The 19,728-nt window shown below is 66.3% G+C and carries 17 protein-coding genes; 8 read left to right on the plus strand and 9 right to left on the minus strand.

Translation table 11 applies throughout. The features are described from left to right. Positions 1 to 4: 4 nt before the first annotated feature. Both C4E04_RS05540 and C4E04_RS05545 read right to left on the minus strand, forming a co-directional pair. Complete coding sequence (locus C4E04_RS05540) at positions 5 to 484, minus strand: tripartite tricarboxylate transporter TctB family protein (protein WP_109595732.1); 480 nt, start codon at positions 482 to 484, stop codon at positions 5 to 7. A gap of 67 nt (positions 485 to 551) precedes the next feature. Beyond that, the gene (locus tag C4E04_RS05545; RefSeq protein ID WP_245416295.1) at positions 552 to 1,493 is read right to left on the minus strand and encodes a tripartite tricarboxylate transporter substrate binding protein; all 942 of its coding nucleotides are present in this window, start codon (positions 1,491 to 1,493) and stop codon (positions 552 to 554) included. Between the two features lie 187 nt (positions 1,494 to 1,680). Between C4E04_RS05545 and C4E04_RS05550 the strand changes: the two genes are divergently transcribed. The 3 genes from C4E04_RS05550 (at position 1,681) to C4E04_RS05560 (ending at position 5,127) form a co-directional block, all read left to right on the plus strand. Then, positions 1,681 to 2,931, plus strand: a complete 1,251-nt coding sequence (locus C4E04_RS05550) for an O-antigen ligase family protein (RefSeq protein WP_109595736.1) — start codon at positions 1,681 to 1,683, stop codon at positions 2,929 to 2,931. A 2-nt stretch (positions 2,932 to 2,933) separates the two neighbouring features. Then, positions 2,934 to 4,319 (plus strand): glutathione-disulfide reductase, encoded by a 1,386-nt coding sequence (gor, locus tag C4E04_RS05555; RefSeq protein ID WP_109595737.1) that lies wholly within the window; start codon positions 2,934 to 2,936, stop codon positions 4,317 to 4,319. 91 nt (positions 4,320 to 4,410) lie between these two features. Continuing rightward, positions 4,411 to 5,127, plus strand: a complete 717-nt coding sequence (locus C4E04_RS05560) for a DUF1194 domain-containing protein (protein ID WP_109595739.1) — start codon at positions 4,411 to 4,413, stop codon at positions 5,125 to 5,127. Between the two features lie 4 nt (positions 5,128 to 5,131). Here the strand turns inward: C4E04_RS05560 and murJ are convergent, their stop codons facing one another. Further along, positions 5,132 to 6,658, minus strand: a complete 1,527-nt coding sequence (gene murJ / locus C4E04_RS05565) for a murein biosynthesis integral membrane protein MurJ (RefSeq protein WP_109595741.1) — start codon at positions 6,656 to 6,658, stop codon at positions 5,132 to 5,134. Between the two features lie 3 nt (positions 6,659 to 6,661). Next, the gene (locus tag C4E04_RS05570; RefSeq protein ID WP_245416243.1) at positions 6,662 to 7,648 is read right to left on the minus strand and encodes a glycosyltransferase family 2 protein; all 987 of its coding nucleotides are present in this window, start codon (positions 7,646 to 7,648) and stop codon (positions 6,662 to 6,664) included. A 109-nt stretch (positions 7,649 to 7,757) separates the two neighbouring features. On the opposite strand from C4E04_RS05570, the gene C4E04_RS05575 reads away from it, so the two are divergent. Next, complete coding sequence (locus C4E04_RS05575; protein WP_109595746.1) at positions 7,758 to 8,627, plus strand: ChbG/HpnK family deacetylase; 870 nt, start codon at positions 7,758 to 7,760, stop codon at positions 8,625 to 8,627. A gap of 12 nt (positions 8,628 to 8,639) precedes the next feature. Here the strand turns inward: C4E04_RS05575 and C4E04_RS05580 are convergent, their stop codons facing one another. Further along, complete coding sequence (locus C4E04_RS05580; protein WP_109595748.1) at positions 8,640 to 10,460, minus strand: aminopeptidase P family protein; 1,821 nt, start codon at positions 10,458 to 10,460, stop codon at positions 8,640 to 8,642. 310 nt (positions 10,461 to 10,770) lie between these two features. Between C4E04_RS05580 and C4E04_RS20815 the strand changes: the two genes are divergently transcribed. After that, positions 10,771 to 10,974: a hypothetical protein gene (locus tag C4E04_RS20815; protein WP_162559293.1), complete on the plus strand. Its 204-nt coding sequence runs from the start codon at positions 10,771 to 10,773 to the stop codon at positions 10,972 to 10,974. Between the two features lie 101 nt (positions 10,975 to 11,075). On the opposite strand, the gene C4E04_RS05585 is transcribed toward C4E04_RS20815, so the two are convergent. Next, positions 11,076 to 12,026, minus strand: coding sequence for a 50S ribosomal protein L11 methyltransferase (locus C4E04_RS05585; RefSeq protein WP_109595750.1), 951 nt, complete (start codon positions 12,024 to 12,026; stop codon positions 11,076 to 11,078). Positions 12,027 to 12,215: 189 nt separating this feature from the next. Here C4E04_RS05585 and C4E04_RS05590 point away from each other — a divergent pair, with 189 nt between their 5' ends. Next, a complete protein-coding gene (locus tag C4E04_RS05590; protein WP_109600806.1) occupies positions 12,216 to 13,091 on the plus strand; it encodes an SDR family NAD(P)-dependent oxidoreductase in 876 nt (291 codons plus the stop codon). Here the strand turns inward: C4E04_RS05590 and C4E04_RS05595 are convergent. Beyond that, entirely contained in the window at positions 13,084 to 14,364 is a 1,281-nt protein-coding gene (locus C4E04_RS05595; protein WP_109595752.1) for a cyclopropane-fatty-acyl-phospholipid synthase family protein, read from the minus strand. The two genes, C4E04_RS05590 and C4E04_RS05595, sit on opposite strands and share 8 nt — an antisense overlap. Before the next feature lie 366 nt (positions 14,365 to 14,730). Continuing rightward, complete coding sequence (locus C4E04_RS05600; protein ID WP_109600808.1) at positions 14,731 to 17,109, minus strand: ATP-dependent helicase; 2,379 nt, start codon at positions 17,107 to 17,109, stop codon at positions 14,731 to 14,733. Positions 17,110 to 17,243: 134 nt separating this feature from the next. On the opposite strand from C4E04_RS05600, the gene C4E04_RS05605 reads away from it, so the two are divergent. Next, entirely contained in the window at positions 17,244 to 17,525 is a 282-nt protein-coding gene (locus tag C4E04_RS05605) for a hypothetical protein (protein ID WP_109595754.1), read from the plus strand. Between the two features lie 54 nt (positions 17,526 to 17,579). Here the strand turns inward: C4E04_RS05605 and C4E04_RS05610 are convergent, their stop codons facing one another. Continuing rightward, positions 17,580 to 18,128, minus strand: coding sequence for a thioesterase family protein (locus C4E04_RS05610; RefSeq protein ID WP_174219252.1), 549 nt, complete (start codon positions 18,126 to 18,128; stop codon positions 17,580 to 17,582). A 178-nt stretch (positions 18,129 to 18,306) separates the two neighbouring features. Between C4E04_RS05610 and C4E04_RS05615 the strand changes: the two genes are divergently transcribed. Further along, entirely contained in the window at positions 18,307 to 19,722 is a 1,416-nt protein-coding gene (locus tag C4E04_RS05615; RefSeq protein ID WP_109595758.1) for an FAD-binding oxidoreductase, read from the plus strand. The last annotated feature ends 6 nt before the right edge of the window (positions 19,723 to 19,728 follow it).

Here is a 19,728-nt window from a genome sequence, read left to right on the forward strand (position 1 = left end):
GTGCTCAGGCTCCGATCAGACGCTCGATGGGACCCATCGGCAGGCTCAGGGTCAGGAGCTTGGCGAACAGGAGATAGATCACGACGCCCGCCGTGAACCCGATGGCGAGGTCGGTCAGGAAGGCACGCCGCCCGAAGGCCGCCGACGTGCAGGCGAACAGGACCGCCGTGGCCGGAATGAAGCCGACGCCGAACTCGATGAAGGCGATGAGCGCCGCAAGCCCGCCGATGATCAGCACGATGGGCATCCACAGCAGGCTTTCGCGCTCAGGCAGTCCGCCGCGCAGGGCCGAGACGGCATTGCCGACGCCCAGGACCGCGAGCCCGCTGGCAACGACGATGGGCATCGCCTTGGGGCCGAGCCCGTAAACCGAGGAGAGCTCAAGGGTGCTCAAGTCCCACCAGATGGTCCCGGCCAGGAGGAGGAGCAGGAGGGCGATCAGGAGGCCCGCCTTGTCGACCCGCCGCGGAGTTCGTGTCGTCATTGTTGTTGTCCTTAAAAAAGAAGCGCCGCACGGGGCGGCGCTTCCAACGTCGTTCCGGCGTAAGCCTTTATGACTTCACGAGTCCGACCGAGGTCAAGACCTCTTTCGTACGGGCCTGGTCGTCCTTGAGGAACTTGGCGAAGGCATCGCCCGACTCATAGGCGTCGTCCCAGCCCTTCTGCTTCAGGATGTCCTGCCATTCCTTCGACTTGACCATCTTGTCGATGGTGTCGACGAGGGTTTTCTTCTGGGCGTCCGTGATGCCGGGAGGCGCCACGACGGCGCGCCAGTTGGCGATCTCGAGGTCGACGCCCTGGTCCTTCAGGGACGGCATCTCGGGCGTGCCCTTGCCGGCCGGGGTGGTCAGGCCGATGAGGCGCAGCTTGCCGGCCTTGATCTGGCTCTCGAACTCGCCGTAGCCGGAGATTCCGGCCGTCACCTTGCCGCCCAGGATGGCCGCGAGGGACTCACCGCCGCCCGAGAACGGGATGTAGTTGATCTTCGTCGGATCGGCGCCGACCGCCTTGGCGAAGAGCGCGACCGCGATGTGGTCGACGCCGCCCGCCGAACCGCCGGCCCAGGTCACCTTCGCGGGGTCGGCCTTCACGGCCGCCGCGAGGTCCTTGGCGTTCTTGATCGGGGAATCGGCCGGAACCACGATGGCCTCGTACTCGCCGGTCAGGCGGGCGATGGGGGTGGTCTGATCGAGGGTGACGGGCGACTTGTTGGTCAGAAGCGCGCCCACCATCACGTAGCCCATGACCATGAGCTGGTTGCCGTCGCCCTTTCCGCTGTTCACGAGCTGCGCGATGCCGATGGAGCCGCCAGCACCCGGAACGTTGGTGACCTGGACGCTCTTGGCAAGGCCCGCCTGGGTCAGAACCTGCTGCATGGAGCGGGCGGTCTGGTCCCAGCCGCCGCCCGGCGCCGCCGGGGCCATGATCTTGAGTTCGGCCATCTGGGCCGACGCCGTGGTGACGAGGCCGGCGACGGCCGCGGCGGCGAGCATGCCCCGCCAGAGGCCCTTGCGATACTGGCTCATTCTATTTCCTCCGATTATTCGAGAGACTTCGCGCTTGTCGCAGGATGGATTTCATGGCGATCCCGCGCGCTGCGACAAACGGTAAAGGTGGAAACGCAACGCGGCAAGCGCTTGCGTCTTTATCGGTGTTGAACCTTCGCGTAAGACCCACCCCATGACAATTCTTGCTTCCGACACGGGCGGCCGGGGGGCCGGCGCACGGGCCCTGTGGGCCGACGGGCTGTGGCGCGCCGCCATGGCGGCCCTGGCGCTCATGCCGCTCGGCATGGCGATCGCCCATCGATCGAGCCCGGTTTTCGCCGGGCTGGCGGCTCTCCTCGCGCTGGCAGCCACGGCTGTCGACGGACGGCTCAGTGACCTGGCGCGGCAAGCCCGCACAGCGCTCGCATCGCCCCTCGGCCTGGCAGTCCTGGCTTTCCTCGCCTGGTGCGTCGTGTCCGTCGGCTGGAGCGAGTTCAAAGCCCTGTCCGTCTCGGCGCTCGGAGAGTTCTGGGTATCGGTCCTGGCCGCTTTCGTGCTGGCCCTGACCTTGCCGGCACGGATGTCCCGGACGGCCTTCTGGCTCCTGGTCGCAGCCTCCGTCATCGCCTGCGTCACGATGATCTTCGAGCTGCGCACGGGACTCGCTCTGCGTAAGTCGCTCGGGATGCGCTGGCACAGCTTCATCTTCAACCGCCCGGTGCTTACGGTCCTGTGCCTCCTGCCGGCCATATCTGTTTGGATGCTGCGTGGAGTGCGTCACGGCTGGGTTCTCGCCTTGGCCTTGTCGGCTCTGGCCTTCGCGGCCATGGCACATTCCGAGAGTGGCGCTTCGATCCTCGGCTTCGCGGCCGGGCTCGCGACCTTCCTGGCCGCCCTCGCGGCCCCGCGACTGGTGACCCGGCTTGCGGCGGTCGCGTTCGTGGTGCTGACGGTCGCTGCTCCGTTCCTCGGGCAGATCGCTGACCGCGCCATCCCCGCAGGCGTCCACCAGAGGCTCGCGGACGATCATTCCCGCGATCGGGTCGATATCTGGCTCAGCTTCGGAGAGGCCATCCGCCGCCAGCCGCTGCTCGGGGGCGGTTTCGGTGTCAGCCCGCGCATGCGCGACACGGCCGTGGCCGAGCGGGTGCCGAGCGAGGACGAGACCCTTCTCGCCGTCGGTCATCCCCACAATACGCTGCTCCAGGTCTGGGCCGAGCTCGGCGGCGTGGGGGCATTTCTGGCCCTGGCGACGATCCTTCTGCTCCTGCGCACCATTGCGCGGCAGGAGCGCCTTGTCGCAGCCGCATCCCTGGCGCTCCTCGGCAGCGCGACGGCGGTGGCGCTCGTCGGCCATGGGGCCTGGCAGGGATGGTGGGCGGCATCCCTGGGAGCCGCTATCGTATGGATTCTGGCCGCGCGCCGGACGGAACGGGAGACTTGACCATGAGCGATTTCGACGTCGATCTGTTCGTCATCGGTGCAGGATCCGGCGGCGTGCGCGCTGCGCGGATCGCGGCGAGCTACGGTGCGCGGGTCATGATCGCCGAGGAGTACCGGGTCGGCGGGACCTGCGTGATCCGCGGCTGCGTGCCCAAGAAGCTCATGGTCTATGCGGGCCGTTTCGTGGACGAGTTCGAGGAGGCGGCTGGCTTCGGCTGGACGCTTCCGGAGCCGCGCTTCGACTGGAACACCCTCATGACCAACCTGCACAGGGAGGTTGACCGCCTGGAGGGCATCTACCGGGCCAACCTGGAGAAGGCCGGGGTCGAGATCGTGGACAGCCGTGCCGTGATCGTGGACCCGCACACGGTGCGCATCCTCAAGACCGGGCAGGAAATCCGCGCCCGCTATATCCTTTTGGCAGTCGGCGCCCACCCGGTCATGGAGCCGGCGATCCCCGGTGGCGAACTCGGCATCACGTCCAACGAGGTGTTTCATCTGAAGGAGCTGCCGCGGCGCATCATCGTGGTCGGCGCGGGCTATATCGCGGTGGAATTCGCCGGGATCTTCGCCGGTCTGGGCAGCGAGGTCACGCTCGTCCACCGGGGCGACAAGCTCCTGCGCGGGTTCGACGAGGACGTGCGCGACGCTCTCGCGGAAGCCTATCGCGGCCGCGGCATCACGCTCGCCCTGGAGCGGACGATCCATCGCCTCGACAAGCGGCCCGACGGCATTGCCGCGACCCTAAGCGACGGGACCGTGCTGATGGCCGACCAGGTCCTTGTCGCCACCGGGCGCCGCCCGAACACCTCCAATCTCGGCCTGGAGCAGGTCGGCGTGAGCATCGACGAGGTCGGCGCGGTCATCGTCGACGGCTATTCGCAGACGGTCATTCCGTCCATCTACGCGGTGGGCGACGTGACGAACCGTGCGAATCTTACGCCGGTCGCGATCCGCGAGGGGCACGCTTTCGCCGACACGGTCTTCGGCGACAAGCCGACCATGGTGGACCACGAGCTGATCCCGACGGCAGTCTTCTCGACCCCCGAGATCGGCGTCATCGGCTGCAGCGAAGCGGCCGCGCGGGCGCGCTGCGGCGAGGTCGATATCTACAAGACCTCATTCCGCCCCATGAAGGCGACGGTCTCGGGCAGCGCCGAGCGGGTGCTGATGAAGCTCGTGGTCGAGAAGGCGACCGACAAGGTGGTGGGTGTGCACATCATGGCGCATGACGCAGGCGAGATGATCCAGCTCGCCGGCATCGCCGTCACCATGGGCGCCACCAAGGCCGATTTCGACCGCACCATCGCGGTCCACCCCACGGCTGCGGAGGAACTCGTGACCATGCGCACGCCCTTCGTGGTGAAGAAGCCGGTGGCGGTGGGGTAGGGCGGCAACGGAATTGTGATCCGGGATAGGCGCGTCCTGTCCCGCTTCATGCCCTAGATGGCTTCGGCATTGCGACGATGGGGAAAGTTCCATGCGCCTTGCCGTCACGAGCCTTCTTGCCCTGGGTCTGCTGACCGGTGCCTTACGGGCCGAACCTGTCGATCTCGAACTTGTCTTCGCGGCCGACGGCTCCGGCTCGATCGACAACGATGAGCTGCGCCTCCAGCGGCAGGGCTGGGCGGATGCGCTGACGAGCAAGGACGTGCTCGACGGCATCCGGAACGGCCCCATCGGGGCGATCGCGGTAGCCTTCATGGAATGGGGAGGGCCGAGTTCGCAGGTTCTCGTCGTCGACTGGCACGTGATCCGCGATGCCGCGAGTGCGAAGGTCTTCGCCGAGAAGCTCGTGAGCGCGCCGCGAGGCGCTACCGGCTACAACTCGATCTCCAACGCGATCGATTTTTCCGTGCGCCTTGTCGAGGACAATGCCCATGAGGGTACCCGCAAGGTCATCGACGTATCTGGCGACGGCCCCAACATGAACGGACGGCCCCTAGCGGCGGCTCGGGCGGAGGCGCTGGCCAAGGGCTTCACCATCAATGCCCTGTCGATCCGCCGTCCGGGCGGGCGGCCGGGTGGCCCTGGCGGCATGGCGCTGGAGGATTACTATGCCCAGAACGTCATCGGCGGCCCGGGTGCCTTCGTGGAGATCGCCGACGAGATGCGGCCCTTCGCGGTGGCGGCCCGGCGCAAGCTGCTGACGGAGGTCGCAGGTCACGAGCCACGGGTCCGCTTCACGGAGCGCTGATCCCTCAGCGCCGCGCCAGGCGCACGCCGAAAACCTTCATGCCGCCAAGCAGTACGACGCCGTAGAGTATGGCCCCAGAGGCCCCGAGGACGGCCAGCAGCGTCTCGCTGCGCCAGGCCGGAAGGGTGTTGGTCCAGCTCGAAAGGGGCGCGGGGGCGAGCCATGCGAAGGCCCCCAGGGCCAGGCTCGCGAACACCACGGCGATGCAGGTGCGCAGCAGGCCTTTGCTTGGGTCGTTCCAGCCGCGCCGATGGGCGAGGATGAAGAGCAGGATCAGGTTGATCCAGACGCCGAGCGCAGTGCCAAGCGCCAGGCCGACCACCCCGAAGGGTCCCATCAGGACGATCTTCAGGAGCACGTTGGCTGCCACAGCCGTGAGCGAGGCATAGAGCGGAGTCAGCGTGTCCGAGCGGGCATAGAAGCTCGCGAGCGCCGAGCGGATCAGCACGGCGGCGGGCAGGCCGACCGAGTAGGCCGCGAGCGCCGCGCCTGCGCGGGCGGCAGCCTCCGCGTCGAAGGCGCCGCGCTGGAACAGGGCCGTCATGATCAGGTCCGGCATGGCCACGAAGGCCACGAGGAAGGGCGCCGCGAGGGCAAGGGTCAGCCCGACCGCCCGGTTCTGTGCCGCATGGGCGCCTGCCACGTCGCCGCCTGCGATGCGGCGGCTCATTTCCGGCAGAAGCACCGTGCCGGCCGCGATCCCGATGACCCCGAGGGGAAGCTGGTAGATGCGGTCCGCATAATAGAGCGACGACACCGCACCGGTTGGCAGGAAGGACGCGATGATCGTGTCGGCGAAAATGGCGATCTGCACGCCGGCCGAGCCGATCACCGCGGGGCCGAGCGTCTTGAAGAAGGACCGCATGGCCGGATCGGAGCGGGGTGTCGCGAGCGTGGGCGCAATGCGCTTGCGCTGGGCATCCCACCAGACGAGGCCGAGCTGGAGCACGCCCGAGACGGTGACGCCCCAGGCGGCCGCATGGCCCGCATTCGGAAATAGGAAGGCAAGCGCCAGCGCGACGATCAGCGAGAGGTTGAGCAGGACCGGGGAGGCGGCCGCCACGGCGAAACGCTCATGGGCGTTGAGGATCGCCGAGAGGATCGTCACGAGCGTGATGAAGAGAAGATACGGGAAGGTGATGCGCGTCAGCGTCACCGCAAGGTCGAACTTTGCCGGCTCGTCCGTGAAGCCCGGGGCGAGCAGGTTCACCACCACCGGCATGGCCAGGAAAGCCAACCCGAGCAGTGCGACCTGCACGATCAGCATCAGCGTGGTGATGCGGCTCGCAAACGAGCGGGCCTTGTCCTCGCCCTCCTTCTCCAGCACCTGCGCGTAGGTGGGCAGGAAGGCATTGTTGAAAGCGCCCTCGCTGAAGATCTGGCGGAAGTTGTTGGGGATCTTGAAGGCCACCACGAAGGCGTCCGCGACAGGCCCTGTGCCCATCACGGCGGCGATGACCACGTCCCGGATGAAGCCGGTGAGGCGGGAGACGAGAGTCCAGCCCCCAACAGAGAGGATCTTCCTGAACATGGGTCAGGCCCGGCGCAGCCGGGGATCGTCCCGGACGAGGCTCGTGCTGACCTCCGCGGCACCGCCCACCCGCTCCTGGACCACATAGAGCGGCCGCCTCTTCACCTCCGCGAAGATGCGACCCACATATTCTCCGATGATGCCGAGCGACATGAGCTGGATGCCGGAAAAGAACATGACGGAGACGATCAGGCTCGGGAAGCCCGGCAGGTCGGTGCCGAACAGGAGGGTGCGGATCAGGAAGTAAATGGCCGTTGCAATGGACAGGAACGAGATCAGGAAGCCCAGATAGGTCCAGACCCTGAGCGGCACGGTCGAAAAGGCCGCGATGCCGTCGAAGGCGAAGCGGAAGAGCTTGCGGAAGCTCCACTTGGTGAGGCCATGCAGGCGCTCCTCCACGACGAAGGGCACGCCGGTGCTCTTGAAGCCGATCCAGGCATAGAGGCCCTTCGAGAAGCGGGCCTTCTCGCCAAGGGTCTGCAGCACCTCGACGCCCTTGCGGTCGATGAGCCGGAAATCGCCCGCGCCTTCCGGCAGGCCGATTTCGCCGAAGCGGGCGAAGAGGCGATAGAACAGATGAGCGAAGCCGCGCTTCACTCGGGTCTCGTCGGAGCGGTCGGTCCGCTGGCCGTAGACCATGAGGTAGCCTTCCTTCCAGCGCTCGACGAAGGTCTCGATCATCTCCGGCGGGTGCTGAAGATCGGCATCCATGATGATCGTGGCGTCGCCCCGGGCATGGTCGAGACCGGCCGCGATGGCGATCTCCTTGCCGAAATTGCGGCTGAACGAGATGGCTCCGATGCGCGGTTCGGTCAGGCTGAGGGCCTTGATGCGCGGGAGGGTATCATCCCGGCTGCCGTCGTCGACGAAGATGATTTCCCAAAGGGAAGTGATCCGGTTCAGGACGGGCAGGAGCCGTGCGCACAAAGGCGCGATGTTGGCGCTCTCGTTATGGACCGGGATGATGACGCTGAGTTCAGGCGACGCCACAAATTCTTCCTTCGACCGGAGGTCCCTTCGACCCGGGCCGCATTGAGACCCGAGTTTTCTGTTCAGCTCAAGAGGGATAGGGTGCGGCATAGCCGATTTTGAGGTGAGAATGAGCCCGCAGCGCCAGGTAGTGCTTTGTGCCGACGATTTCGGCCTGACCGACGGGGTGAGCCGGGGCATTCTCGACCTGGCGGAGCGCGGCCGTCTTTCGGCCACGAGCGCCATGACCAACATGCCCGGCTGGCGCCGGGCCGCGCCGGAGCTCGGCCCTTTCGTGGGGCGGATCGGGATCGGCCTGCATCTCAACCTCACGGTCGGGGTGCCGATCCAGCCGATGCCTCATCTGGCCCCGAGCGGGACCTTTCTGCCCCTCGGGGCCCTCCTCTCCAATGCCCTGCGCAGGCGGCTGTCCGTGGACGAGATTCGGGAGGAGATCTCCCGCCAGATCGTAGCCTTCGAGGCGGTGCATGGAGTGGCGCCCGATTTCGTCGACGGGCACCAGCATGTCCATGTGTTGCCGCTGGTGCGCCAGGCCCTGTTCTCGGCCCTGACCGAGAGGGGCTATGCGGGCCGGGTCTGGCTTCGTGATCCGTCCGACCGGATGACCTCGATCCTGCGGCGGCCGGTGAGCCGCGGCAAGGCGCTGATCGTCAAGGCGCTGGCCAGGGGCTTCCGGGAGCAGGCCCGCGCGGCGGGATTCCGCACGAATGAAGGATTTTCGGGCTTCTCGCCCCTCGACATGTCGGTGCCGGCCCAAAGAGTCTTCGCCACGGCCTTCACCAATCTGGGGCCGAGACCCGTGGTGATGTGTCACCCAGGCTATGTGGACGATGAGCTGCGCAGCCTCGATCCGGCCGTCGAGAGCCGGCCCGCAGAGCTGGCCTACCTGCAATCGGACGCCTTCGCGGAGCTCCTTGCGGAGCGGGACGTCACCTTAAGCGCCGCGCCCGCTCCCATGGTCCAGGCCCGGCCGGCTTAAGAGTGACGCGGCTTAGCCGATGGGGCGGGTCGCCTGCTCCAGCCAAGCCCGCGTCTCGCCTTCCAGGTGCGGACCGATCTTCTCCCGAACCTCGGCATGGTAGCCGTCGAGCCAGGCAATTTCGTCCGACGTGAGGAGGGCCGGTTCCACGAGGCGCAGGTCGATGGGCGAGAAGGTCAGGGTCTCGAAGCCCAGCATCTCCCGGTCGCCTCCGGGGATGGTCCGGGGCTCCACGAGGATCAGGTTCTCGATCCGGATGCCGTATTCGCCTGGCTTATAGAAGCCCGGCTCGTTGGACAGCATCATCCCGGCCTCAAGAGGCGTCGTGCCCGTCTTGGCGATGCGCTGCGGCCCTTCATGTACCGAGAGATAGCTGCCGATGCCGTGGCCGGTGCCATGGTCGAAATCGAGGCCGGCCTCCCAGAGCGGCTGGCGCGCGAAGGCATCGATCTGGGCGCCGCTCGTGCCCTTCGGGAAGACGCAGCGCGCAATGGCGATATGGCCCTTGAGCACCCGGGTGAAGCGGTCCTTCATCTCGGAGCTGGGTTCGCCCACGACGATCGTGCGCGTGATGTCCGTCGTGCCGTCCTCATATTGCGCGCCGGAATCGATGAGGAAGATCCCGTTCCGCTCGATGGGCCGGTTGCTCGTCCGGGTGACCCGGTAATGGGGCAGGGCCGCATTGGGGCCGGCGCCGGAGATCGACGGGAACGACACGTTCTTCAAAGCGCCCGTTTCCATCCGGAAGGCTTCCAGGGCCTCGACGGCGTCGATCTCCGTGAGGCTGCCCTTCGGGGCCTCCCGGTCGAGCCAGGCGAGGAAATGCGCGACCGCCACGCCGTCACGCAGATGGGCCGCGCGGGAGCCGGCGATCTCCGCCTGGTTCTTCACGGCCTTCATGAGAGCGATGGGGTCGGCGCCCACATCCACGGTTCCGCCGGCCGCCTCGATCCGCCGGATCAGCGCGACGGAGCCGGTCGCGGCGTCGATGCGGACCTTATCGCTGCTCTGCCCGAGGGCATCGAGGCCCACGAGAAAGCTGGTGATGTCCACGAAATCCGCGAGATCGCCTACGGCGTCGCCGGCCTCGTTCGTCATTTTCGCCCGGTCGAAGTACAGCTGCGCCCGCCCTTCCTTCGGGACGACCGCATAGCCGAGCGGAAGCGGCGTATGGCCTACGTCGCCGCCGCGCAGGTTGAAGGCCCAGGCGAGGTTGTGCGGATCGGAGATGACGAGGGCGTCGAGCTTGGCCTCGGCCATCTTCGCGCGCAGCCGCGCGAGCTTGGAGGCCGCGGTCTCGCCCGCATAATCGAGAGGGTGGGGCAACACAGGAGCCTGCGGCGGGGCGGGACGGTCGATCCAGATCACGTCGATCAGGTTCATGTCCACCGGCGCGAGCTTCGCCCCCGCACGGGCGGTCGCCTTCTCCAGGCGCTTGAGGCCGTCGCTGGTATGCAGCCACGGATCGTAGGCCAGGATCGCGCCCGCCGGGAGGCTGGCGGCGATCCAGTCCTCGACCGAGGTCTCGGCCAGGGGCACGGGGGTGATGACCGAGGTATCCACCTGCTCGGCCGCCTGCACGGTATAGCGCCCGTCCACCACGAGGGCGGCCTTGTCCTGAAGGATCACGGCGGTTCCGGCCGAGCCCGTGAAGCCCGTCAGCCAGGCCAGCCGCTCCGCGCTTTTCGGCACGTATTCGCCCTGGTGCTCGTCGGCGCGCGGGACGATGAAGCCGTCATAGCCCCGGCGCGCCAACTCGGTGCGCAGCCTTGCGATCCGCTCCGGACCTTGAGCGGGAGAGGTGGAATCGTCGAAACTCTGGAAGCGGGCCATGAGAGGGATAAACCGGTCTGGGAACTGAAGGGCGCCAAGCTAGAGCGCTTTGCGCCGCAACGGAACAGGTCGCGCACCGGAGAGAGCAGGATTTTTCACCGGAGGCGTATGCCGTCGGTTCGGGCGGAATGCCTGCTTTCCATGCGCCGGGTGCCTGTCAGGTGAACTTTTCCGTTTGTGAACTGCAAAGGGATCATGGCTCTCATGCCGTCCAGCCCACTCCTCAAAAAGGTCAGTTCTTCTTACCTATATGGCAACGACATAATGAGGAACGTCGAAGGGTCATCGCACCACTTTGGGAGATGAGCCAATGTCAGCAGTCACTTTCGCGCCGATCGTATCGGGCGCTTCCCCGAATTCAGGTTTCGGGCTCCACGCGCGGCGCGTGATCGGGTCCCTGACAGCCGGCCGAGCCAGCGCCGCGGCCCGTCAGCTGCGCCCCTATGAGGCGGCTTTGCGTGAAATATCCGCCCGCTACGGCGAGCCAGCCAATCGTCCGTCCGCAGAACGTTGAGGAGAGAGAACCATGATGATCGTCGCCATTCTGAAGGCCTTCAGAGCCGCCCGTGACGTCTGTGTCGAGGCCATGGTCCTGCGTCAGGCCCTGGCCCGGCGCTATCCGGACGTCGTGAGCGAGTAATCCTCGAACCGGCGGGGGCGCGGATGCGCCCCGCCCTGCCGCATGACGAGGGCGACCCAGCCCTCCAGGTCGTAGCGGCGGTCCAGGTACCAGCCCTGGGCCGCATAGGCCGACAGTACCCCCGGCACGTCTCGCCCCAGGAGGCCTGAGAGGATCAGGACTCCGTCAGGAGTCGCCACGCGGGTGAGGGAAGGGGCGAGCTGGCGCAAGGGTTTCGCCAGGATATTGGCGAAGACCAGGTCGAAATGGCCGGGCCTGTCCGCCATCGCGTGCCGGACGCCCGGTCCCACATAAAGCTTCATCCAGGCCCCGATGCCGTTGAGCCGCGCATTCTCCCGGGCGACCCGCACGGCTTCGGGATCGATGTCCCCCGCCACCACCGGCTGCTTGAGGACCTTGGCGGCCGCGAAGGCCAGGATGCCCGTCCCCGTGCCGACGTCGAGGACACGACGGGGCTTACGCCGCTTCAGTTCATCCACGAAAGCCAGGAGGCAGCTCTTCGTCGTGCCATGATGGCCCGTGCCGAAGGCGAGTGCCGCCTCGATCTCGATGGAGAGGTCGTTCGTCCGGCGCTCGTCCCGGTCATGGGATCCATGGATCAGCAGACGGCCCGCCCGGACCGGCTTGAGCCCTTCGAGGGACGTCTTGACCCAGTCCTGTTGCTCCAGGGGCAGGAACACGCCCTTGTCGGCCTCGGCTCCGACGATGGGCCGGAGAAGGTCGCGGATGGCGGCCTCGTCCGGCTGACGGGCGAAATAGGCCTCGAGCAGCCAGGGGCCGTCCTCCTCCGCCTCGAAGGCGGCGACAGCCGTCTCGGCCGGGTCGAAAATCTCCCCGATCAGCTCCGTCATGGCACGGGCCGAGCGTCCATCGGTCGTGATGCGGAAGACATGGGTCGGGCGGTTGGGGTGAAGTCCTTCGAGCATGGGGATCGCTTAGCGCATTTCGGGGAGGAGCGGGAGGAGGCATTCCGCGTGAAAATGCGGCAGGTCCGCCCGACCTGGGCGGACGGGGCGCCCGCGGGACCCGGAACCGGCCGAAAGCCGATCCGTTGTGCTCTGGTCCGGACCAGCTCGTTCGTCCGGATTCCCTCCCGGCCAAGACAGGAGCCCATCATGCCAGGACGTCTCTACGACAAGGTCGCGATCGTCACCGGGGCCGGCACCGGAATCGGCGAGGCCATCGCGTTGAAATTCGCTCGGGAAGGCGCCCGGCTCCTGCTGGTCGGCTTGCCGGACGATCCCGTGGACGACGTGGCGCGGCTCATCAACGGCGCGGGCGGCTTCGCGGAAGTTTATCTCGGCGACATTGCCGAGGAGCGTCATGCGGAGGCCGCCGTCGAGGCCTGCATCAGCGCCTATGGCCGGCTCGATGTGCTCATTAACAACGCGGGTGTGTTCCTGGCCGTCGCCGAGACACAGGATTACCCGATCGACAAGTTCGACGAGACCCTGCGCGCCAATGTGCGCTCCGTCTTCCTGATGACCAAGTTCGCCCTGCCGTATCTCCAGAAGTCCCACGGCAACATCGTCGCGACCGGCTCCGAGGCGGGCACGATCGGTCATCCGAAGAACGCCATGTATGGCGGCACGAAGGCCTTCATCCACTCCTTCATCCGCGGCATCGCGGGCGAGCAGGCGGCCTACGGCGTGCGGGCCAACTGCGTCTGCCCCGGACCCATCGACACTGCCTGGACGCACAAATCCACCGGCCCCATGGACGCGGAGCTCGCCTCCATGGTCACCCAGGCGACCCCCATGGGGAGGCGCGGCACGCCCGAAGAGGTCGCGAACGTGTTCTGCTTCCTGGCCTCGGACGAGGCGAGCTACGTGACCGGCGCACTCTATGCGGTCGACGGTGGCATCACGATCTCGAAGGGCCCCATGGGCGCCAAGGCCTCGTCCTTCTTCAAGAAGCAGCCTGAGAGCAAGCTGCCGACCCGCCATTCCCATGACGGCCTGAAGAACAAGGATTACGAGACGATCACTTAGCCGGGACGGATTCGCTCCGGATCTCCGCCGGCTGCAGGATCTTCAGCCGCTCGGCCTCCTGCAGCCGATAGTGGCGCTGCAGGTCGGTGATGTAGTCGCGCACGATGGGCGCGGCGTCGCGCCGCCGGGCGAGCTGCATGTGGAACACGAGCTGGCTGCCCGTGAGGAACATGGACTCGGCGCTGATGAGATAGAACTCGAACATCCGGCAGAAGCGCTCGTCGTACATATCCCTGATCCTGTCCCGGTTGGCCTCGAAGCGCCGGTGCCAGTGGTTCAGGGTCTTGGCGTAGTGGAGACGCAGGAACTCGAGATCCGTCACCCACAGGCTGTTCTGCTCGACGACCGGAAACACCTCCGAGAGCGCGGGCGAATAGGCGCCCGGGAAGATGTATTTCCTGAGCCATGGGCTGGCCGTGCCGGGCGGGCTCATCTTGCCGATGGAGTGCAGGACCATCAGCCCGTCGTCGTTAAGGAGCGCGTTGATCTTGGAGAAGAACTCGCCGTAATGATGAACGCCCACATGCTCGAACATGCCGACCGAGACGATGCGGTCGAACCGGCCTTCGAGCTTGCGGTAATCGAGCATTTCGAAACGGACGCGGTGGGAGAGGCCCGCCTGCCGCGCCTTTTCGTTGGAGAGCGCGTGCTGCTCCTTCGAGAGCGTCACGCCCGTCACGTCCACGTCCTCCATGGCCGCAAGATAGAGCGCGAGGTCGCCCCAACCGCTGCCGATATCGAGGACCTTCAGACCTGGCTTGAGCTGGAGCTTGGAGGCGAGAAGGCGAAGCTTGTTGCGCTGCGCCTCCTCCAGGGTGTCGTCCTCATGGACGAAATAGGCGCAGGAATACTGCATCCCCTCGTCGAGGAAGAGCCTGTAGAAATCGTTGCCGAGATCGTAGTGATGGGCGACGTGCTGCTCAGCCTTGCCCACCGGGTTCGCCTGCTGGAACCGCTTCACGCCGCGTGAGATGCGCTTGAGGACGCTCTGCAGCGGATAGTTCGCAAGTGTCGAGCGGTTGAGGGAGAACAGCATCAGGAAGTCCCTGAGCGTGGACCCTTCCTCGAAGCTCATCCGCCCGTCCATGTAGGCCTCGCCCGCATGCAGCTCCGGATTGAGGAAGAGCTTGTGGTAGAGCGACCGGTCCGTGAGGCGCATGGTCACTCTCGGTTCCGGCGTCCCGATGAAGAGATGGGCCTTGCCGTCCGCATCGATCACCTTGAGCGTGCCGGTGCGGACGAATGCCTTCAGCATGTGGGAGAGAGGAAACATGAGGGCCCCTTGCTCACAGTCTCAGCCGGGCCGGATGGTTCCACAGTTGCGACAGCGTGGCTAGAGGGCTGATCCCTTCCTTTCGGTCCCTAGTCATGAGCCGGAGAGTTCGGTTCTTGCAGCGCCGAGGTTCCGACGATGTGGGGGGCATGACAGGAAGTAACGTCGCGCGCCTGTGACATGGCGCGGCGGATTCCCCTCCCCCTTGTGGGGATGGCCAGGGTGGGGGTGTGGGCGCAGGACTCTCAGAATGTCGCGCTGCACCCCCACCTCCAACTCCTCCCCACAAGGGGGAGGAGAGCGGGGCGGCGCCTCCCGCGAACACCCGAGATCCGTTGAGCGGAAGACGGGTAGGCTAGCTTAAAGTTACCCCAGCGACTCTACGAAACTGTCGAGCACCATCTTCCGGCCGGCCTTGTCGAACTCCACCGTGAGCTTGTTGCCATCCACGGCCTCGACGGTGCCCGGCCCGAACTTGGTGTGGAGCACCCTTCCGCCCACCGAGAAGCTGGAGCCGCCGGTGGATTTCGCCACGAGCTCACCCTCGATCATCATCGGCCCGCGCCGGTCGCCTGAGCGGCGGGCCGAATAGCCGCCGTCGTCAGCCGTGGAACGGTGGGCCTGTGCCCGCTGCCAGCCGGGGGTCTGGTAGCTGGAGCCCGAAAAAGGCGTCATCCGGTCGAAGCGGGAGCCGCCCCCGAAGCCGCCGCCATAGGAGAAGTTGGCGGGCGCCTCCATGATCTCCACGTCGGCCTCCGGCAGGTCGTCGATGAAGCGGCTCGGGACGGTCGAGTTCCAGAGGCCGTGGATCCGCCGGTTGGACGCGAAATAGATCTTGGCCCGGCGCCGGGCCCGGGTCAGTCCCACATGGGCGAGGCGGCGCTCTTCCTCCAGGCCAGCGCGGCCGCTCTCGTCGAGCGCCCGCTGGTTGGGGAACAGGCCTTCCTCCCAGCCGGGCAGGAACACGGTGTCGAATTCCAGGCCCTTCGCGGCATGGAGGGTCATCAGGCTCACGCGCTCGGTGGTGTCGGACTCGTTCGCCTCCATCACCAGCGAGACGTGTTCCAGGAAGCTCTGCAGGTCCGGGAATTCCTCCATGGAGCGCACGAGCTCCTTGAGGTTCTCGAGCCGCCCCGCCGCATCCGCTGACTTGTCCTTCTGCCACATCTCCGTGTAGCCGGATTCCTCTAGCACGGTCTGGGCTACCTCGGACTGGGTCATGGTCTCGGAGAGCTTCGCCCAGCGCCCGAAGGAAATCAGCAGATCGCGCAGGGTCGCCCGCGGCTTCGGCTTCAGCTCGTCGGTCTCGACGATGAAGCGCGCCGCTTCGAGCAGCGGCACCCGCGCCGCGCGGGCATGGTTGTGCAGCACTTGGATCGTCGCATCTCCCAAGCCGCGCTTGGGCACGTTGACGATGCGCTCGAACGCGAGATCGTCCGCCGGCTGGTTGACGACCCGCAGATACGCCAGGGCGTCCCGGATTTCCGCCCGCTCGTAGAAGCGCGGACCGCCGATGACCCGGTAGGGCACGCCGAGGGTCACGAGCCGGTCTTCCAGCTCGCGCATCTGGGCCGATATGCGTACCAGAATGGCGATCTCCGACAGGGGATGGCGCTTGGCATGCAGCGCCTCGATCTCCTCGCCGATGAGGCGCGCCTCGTCCTCCGAGTCCCAGGCGCCCGTGATCGAGACCTTCTCGCCCGGCTCGTCCTCGGTCCGCAGCGTCTTGCCGAGGCGGCCCTGGTTCTTGGCGATCAGGCCCGAGGCGGCAGAGAGGATGTGCGCGGTCGAGCGGTAGTTCCGCTCCAGCCGGATCACGGTGGCGCCGGGAAAATCGTGGTCGAAGCGCAGGATGTTGTCCACCTCGGCACCGCGCCAGCCATAGATCGACTGGTCGTCGTCGCCCACGCAGCACAGGTTCTTGCGGGCCTGCGCCAGGAGGCGAAGCCAGAGATACTGGGCGACGTTGGTGTCCTGGTACTCGTCCACCAGCATGTAGCGGAAGCGGTTCTGGTATTGCTGGAGGATATCCGGATGCTCGCGCCAAAGGCGCAGGCATTCCAGCAGCAGGTCGCCGAAATCGACAGCGTTGAGGGTCTTCAGGCGTTCCTGATAGGCCCGGTAGAGCTTTCCGCCCCGGCCGCTGGCAAAGGCGCCCGCCTCGCCGGCCGGCACCTGGTCGGGCCCGAGGCCCCGGTTCTTCCAGCCGTCGATGATGGAGGCGAGCTGCCGGGCAGGCCAGCGCTTCTCGTCGATGCCTTCCGCCTCGATCACCTGCTTCATCAGGCGCAGCTGGTCATCCGTGCCGAGAATCGTGAAGTCGGAGCGCAGATCCACGAGTTCCGCATGGCGGCGCAGGATCTTGGTGCCGATGGAGTGGAAGGTGCCGAGCCACTGCATCCCCTCAGCCACCGGGCCGATGAGGGAGGCCACGCGCTCGCGCATCTCGCGGGCCGCCTTGTTGGTGAAGGTCACGGCGAGGATGTCGAAAGGCCGGGCCTTCCCGGTGGCGATGAGGTGGGCGATGCGGGTCGTGAGCACCCGGGTCTTGCCCGTGCCGGCGCCCGCCAGCACGAGAACGGGACCCTCGGTCGCCTCCACGGCGGCGCGCTGCTCCGGATTGAGGCCCGAGAGATAGGGCGATTGCGGGGTGACCGCCGCACGGGCGCGGGCGCTCAGGGAACCGGAAGCCGGCTCGAACGCGGCATCGCCCTGCGGTTCGGGTCTGGTGTCAGGCTGATTCATCGGGGCGACCATGGATCAAAAGGCGAACGGCGTCGAGCCCGGATTGGGCGCGATCCTGCCGCAGGCGGAACTTCGTTGTCGAGAAGGGCGTCAATCGCCATATGGGTATTGTCGGCCCCGAAAGGAATGGAACCATGCGCAACGCGTCGAAGGCTTTCCTCTGCCTGGGTCTGGCTCTCTCCCTGGCTTCGCCTGCGGTCGCGCAGAACCGTCTGCCGCGCAAGAGCCCGGCGGAGCGGCGGGTGCAGGAGCTCAATCGGGATATGCAGCAGCAGCAGCGGCTTCAGCGCTTCGAGCAGCAGAACCAGTTCGAGACGAACCAGCTCCGTCAGAGCATCGATCGGCAGAGGACCTTCAGCAATCCGACCCCGCCTGCCGGGATCAGAACCTGCCCGCCGGGCTCCGTGGGGTGCTGAGCGCAGGGTAGCGCTGAGGCCGGCCTAAGGGTGGAAACAGCCGTCGGCGGCAGGTCAGTGGCAGGTGCCGGAGGCCAGCATCGGCTCGCGCAGGAAGGTGTCGGAGCGGCCGGGAATTCCCATGATACGGCCCAGGGCCTGGGGCCGGGCGAGGCGGGAATGGGTCGCCTTCATGATCGCCAGATTGGCCAGAATGTCGTCCGGGAAGGGCGTAACCTTGCGGGTTTCCATGTCCACGTGGAGGCTCAGGCCCTCGGATGTCGCCGACAGCCATCCCTCCGTCGCGTGGCGGAGTTCCATGTAGAAATGAAGGCGCTTCTCGTCGAAATCGATAAGCTGGAGCGTGACCCGGGCCGTGTCCTTGGCCCGCAATTCGCGGCGGTAGAGGGTATGGGTCTCGGCGGCGAAGAACGAGGCGTTGCGCTCCTCGACGTAATCCTGCCCCAGGCCGACGAGGCTGAAAGCCTCCTCCACGGCCCGGTCGAACAGGACGTGGAAGTAAGCCATGTTCATGTGCCCGTTATAATCGATCCATGCCGGCTGGACCCGCATGGTCGAGGACACGAACGGAGCGAAGAAGAATACCGGCGCGCGCTCGTCCATGATCAGTCCGCTCCTCCGATCCCGAACATGCCCATATTCCCTCCTCGTTTCGTAACGCTAACACATTTCCCACGACGATCCAGTGGCTTGCGACGTATTTCTCACGCGGAGTGTCGCCTTTGCGACGGTTCTGATAGTCATGGGACGAGTCAGCATCGCAATCGGACCTGAAGCATCGATGAACGCGCCCCACCCGTTCCTCCGTACGAAACCGGACCAAGCCGCCCTTGTTCCTCTGCTCGCCGAACTCACGGGCCGCCTCGGCGACCGGGTCGTTACCTCCGAGGCCGTGCGGCAGCAGCATGGCCATTCGCTGACCTGGGCTCCGAACCAGCCGCCGGACGCGGTGGTTTATCCGCAAACGACCGAGGAAGTCTCCGAGATCGTCAGGCTCTGCCTCCGATACAATGTCCCGCTCATTCCCTTCGGGGCGGGTACGTCCCTCGAGGGGCACATCAACGCGCCCTATGGGGGCGTGTGCATCGATATGAGCCTCATGAAGCGCATCATTGCGGTCCATGAAGAGGATCTCGACTGCGTGGTCGAGGCGGGCGTCACCCGCAAGGAGCTGAACGAGCACCTGCGGGACAAGGGGCTGTTCTTCCCCATCGATCCGGGTGCCGACGCCTCCATCGGCGGCATGGTGGCGACACGGGCCTCCGGCACCAACGCAGTCCGCTACGGCACCATGAAGGACGCAGTCCTGTCTCTCACGGTGGTCATGCCGGACGGCGAGGTGGTCCGGACCGCGAGCCGGGCCAAGAAGAGCTCTGCCGGCTACGACCTGACGCGCTTCTTCGTCGGTTCGGAGGGCACCCTCGGAATCGTTACCGAGATCACCCTGAAGCTGCATGGTATCCCCGAGGCGATTTCCGCCGGGATCTGCCCATTTCCCGATGTGAAGTCCGCGTGCGATGCGGTCATCATGACGATCCAATCGGGCATCCCGATCGCCCGCATCGAACTTCTCGACGAGCTTCAGGTGAGGGCTGTCAACGCCTATTCCAAGCTCACCCTGCCCGAGAGCCCGCTGCTTCTCCTCGAATTTCACGGCTCTACGGCCGGCGTGCAGGAGCAGGCGGAGCGTTTCGGCGACATCGCGACCGAGTTCGGCGGCGGCCCGTTCGAATGGGCCACGAAGCCTGAGGAGCGCTCGCGCCTGTGGCAGGCCCGGCATGATTCCTATTGGGCGGCGCGGGGCCTGCGGCCGGGAGCGCAGTCGGTCGCGACCGATGTGTGCGTGCCGATCTCGCGCCTGGCGGAGTGCGTGGACGAGACCAAGCGCGACATCGCCGAGAGCGGGCTTATCGCCCCCATCGTCGGCCATGTGGGAGACGGCAATTTCCACGTCCAGCCGCTCGTCAACATGGACGACCCGGCTGAGATAGAGGCCTGCGAGGCTTTCGTGGACCGGCTCGTGCGGCGGGCGCTCGCCATGGAGGGCACCTGCACGGGCGAGCACGGGGTCGGCCAGAAGAAGATCAAATACCTCCAGATCGAGCACGGACCCGCGGCGCTTGCTCTCATGCGTGCCTTGAAACAGGCGGTCGACCCGCACAACATATTGAATCCGGGAAAGATTGTTGCGTTTTGACAGTGG

Origin of the sequence: Microvirga sp. 17 mud 1-3, from assembly GCF_003151255.1 — a bacterium.
Lineage (GTDB): Bacteria > Pseudomonadota > Alphaproteobacteria > Rhizobiales > Beijerinckiaceae > Microvirga.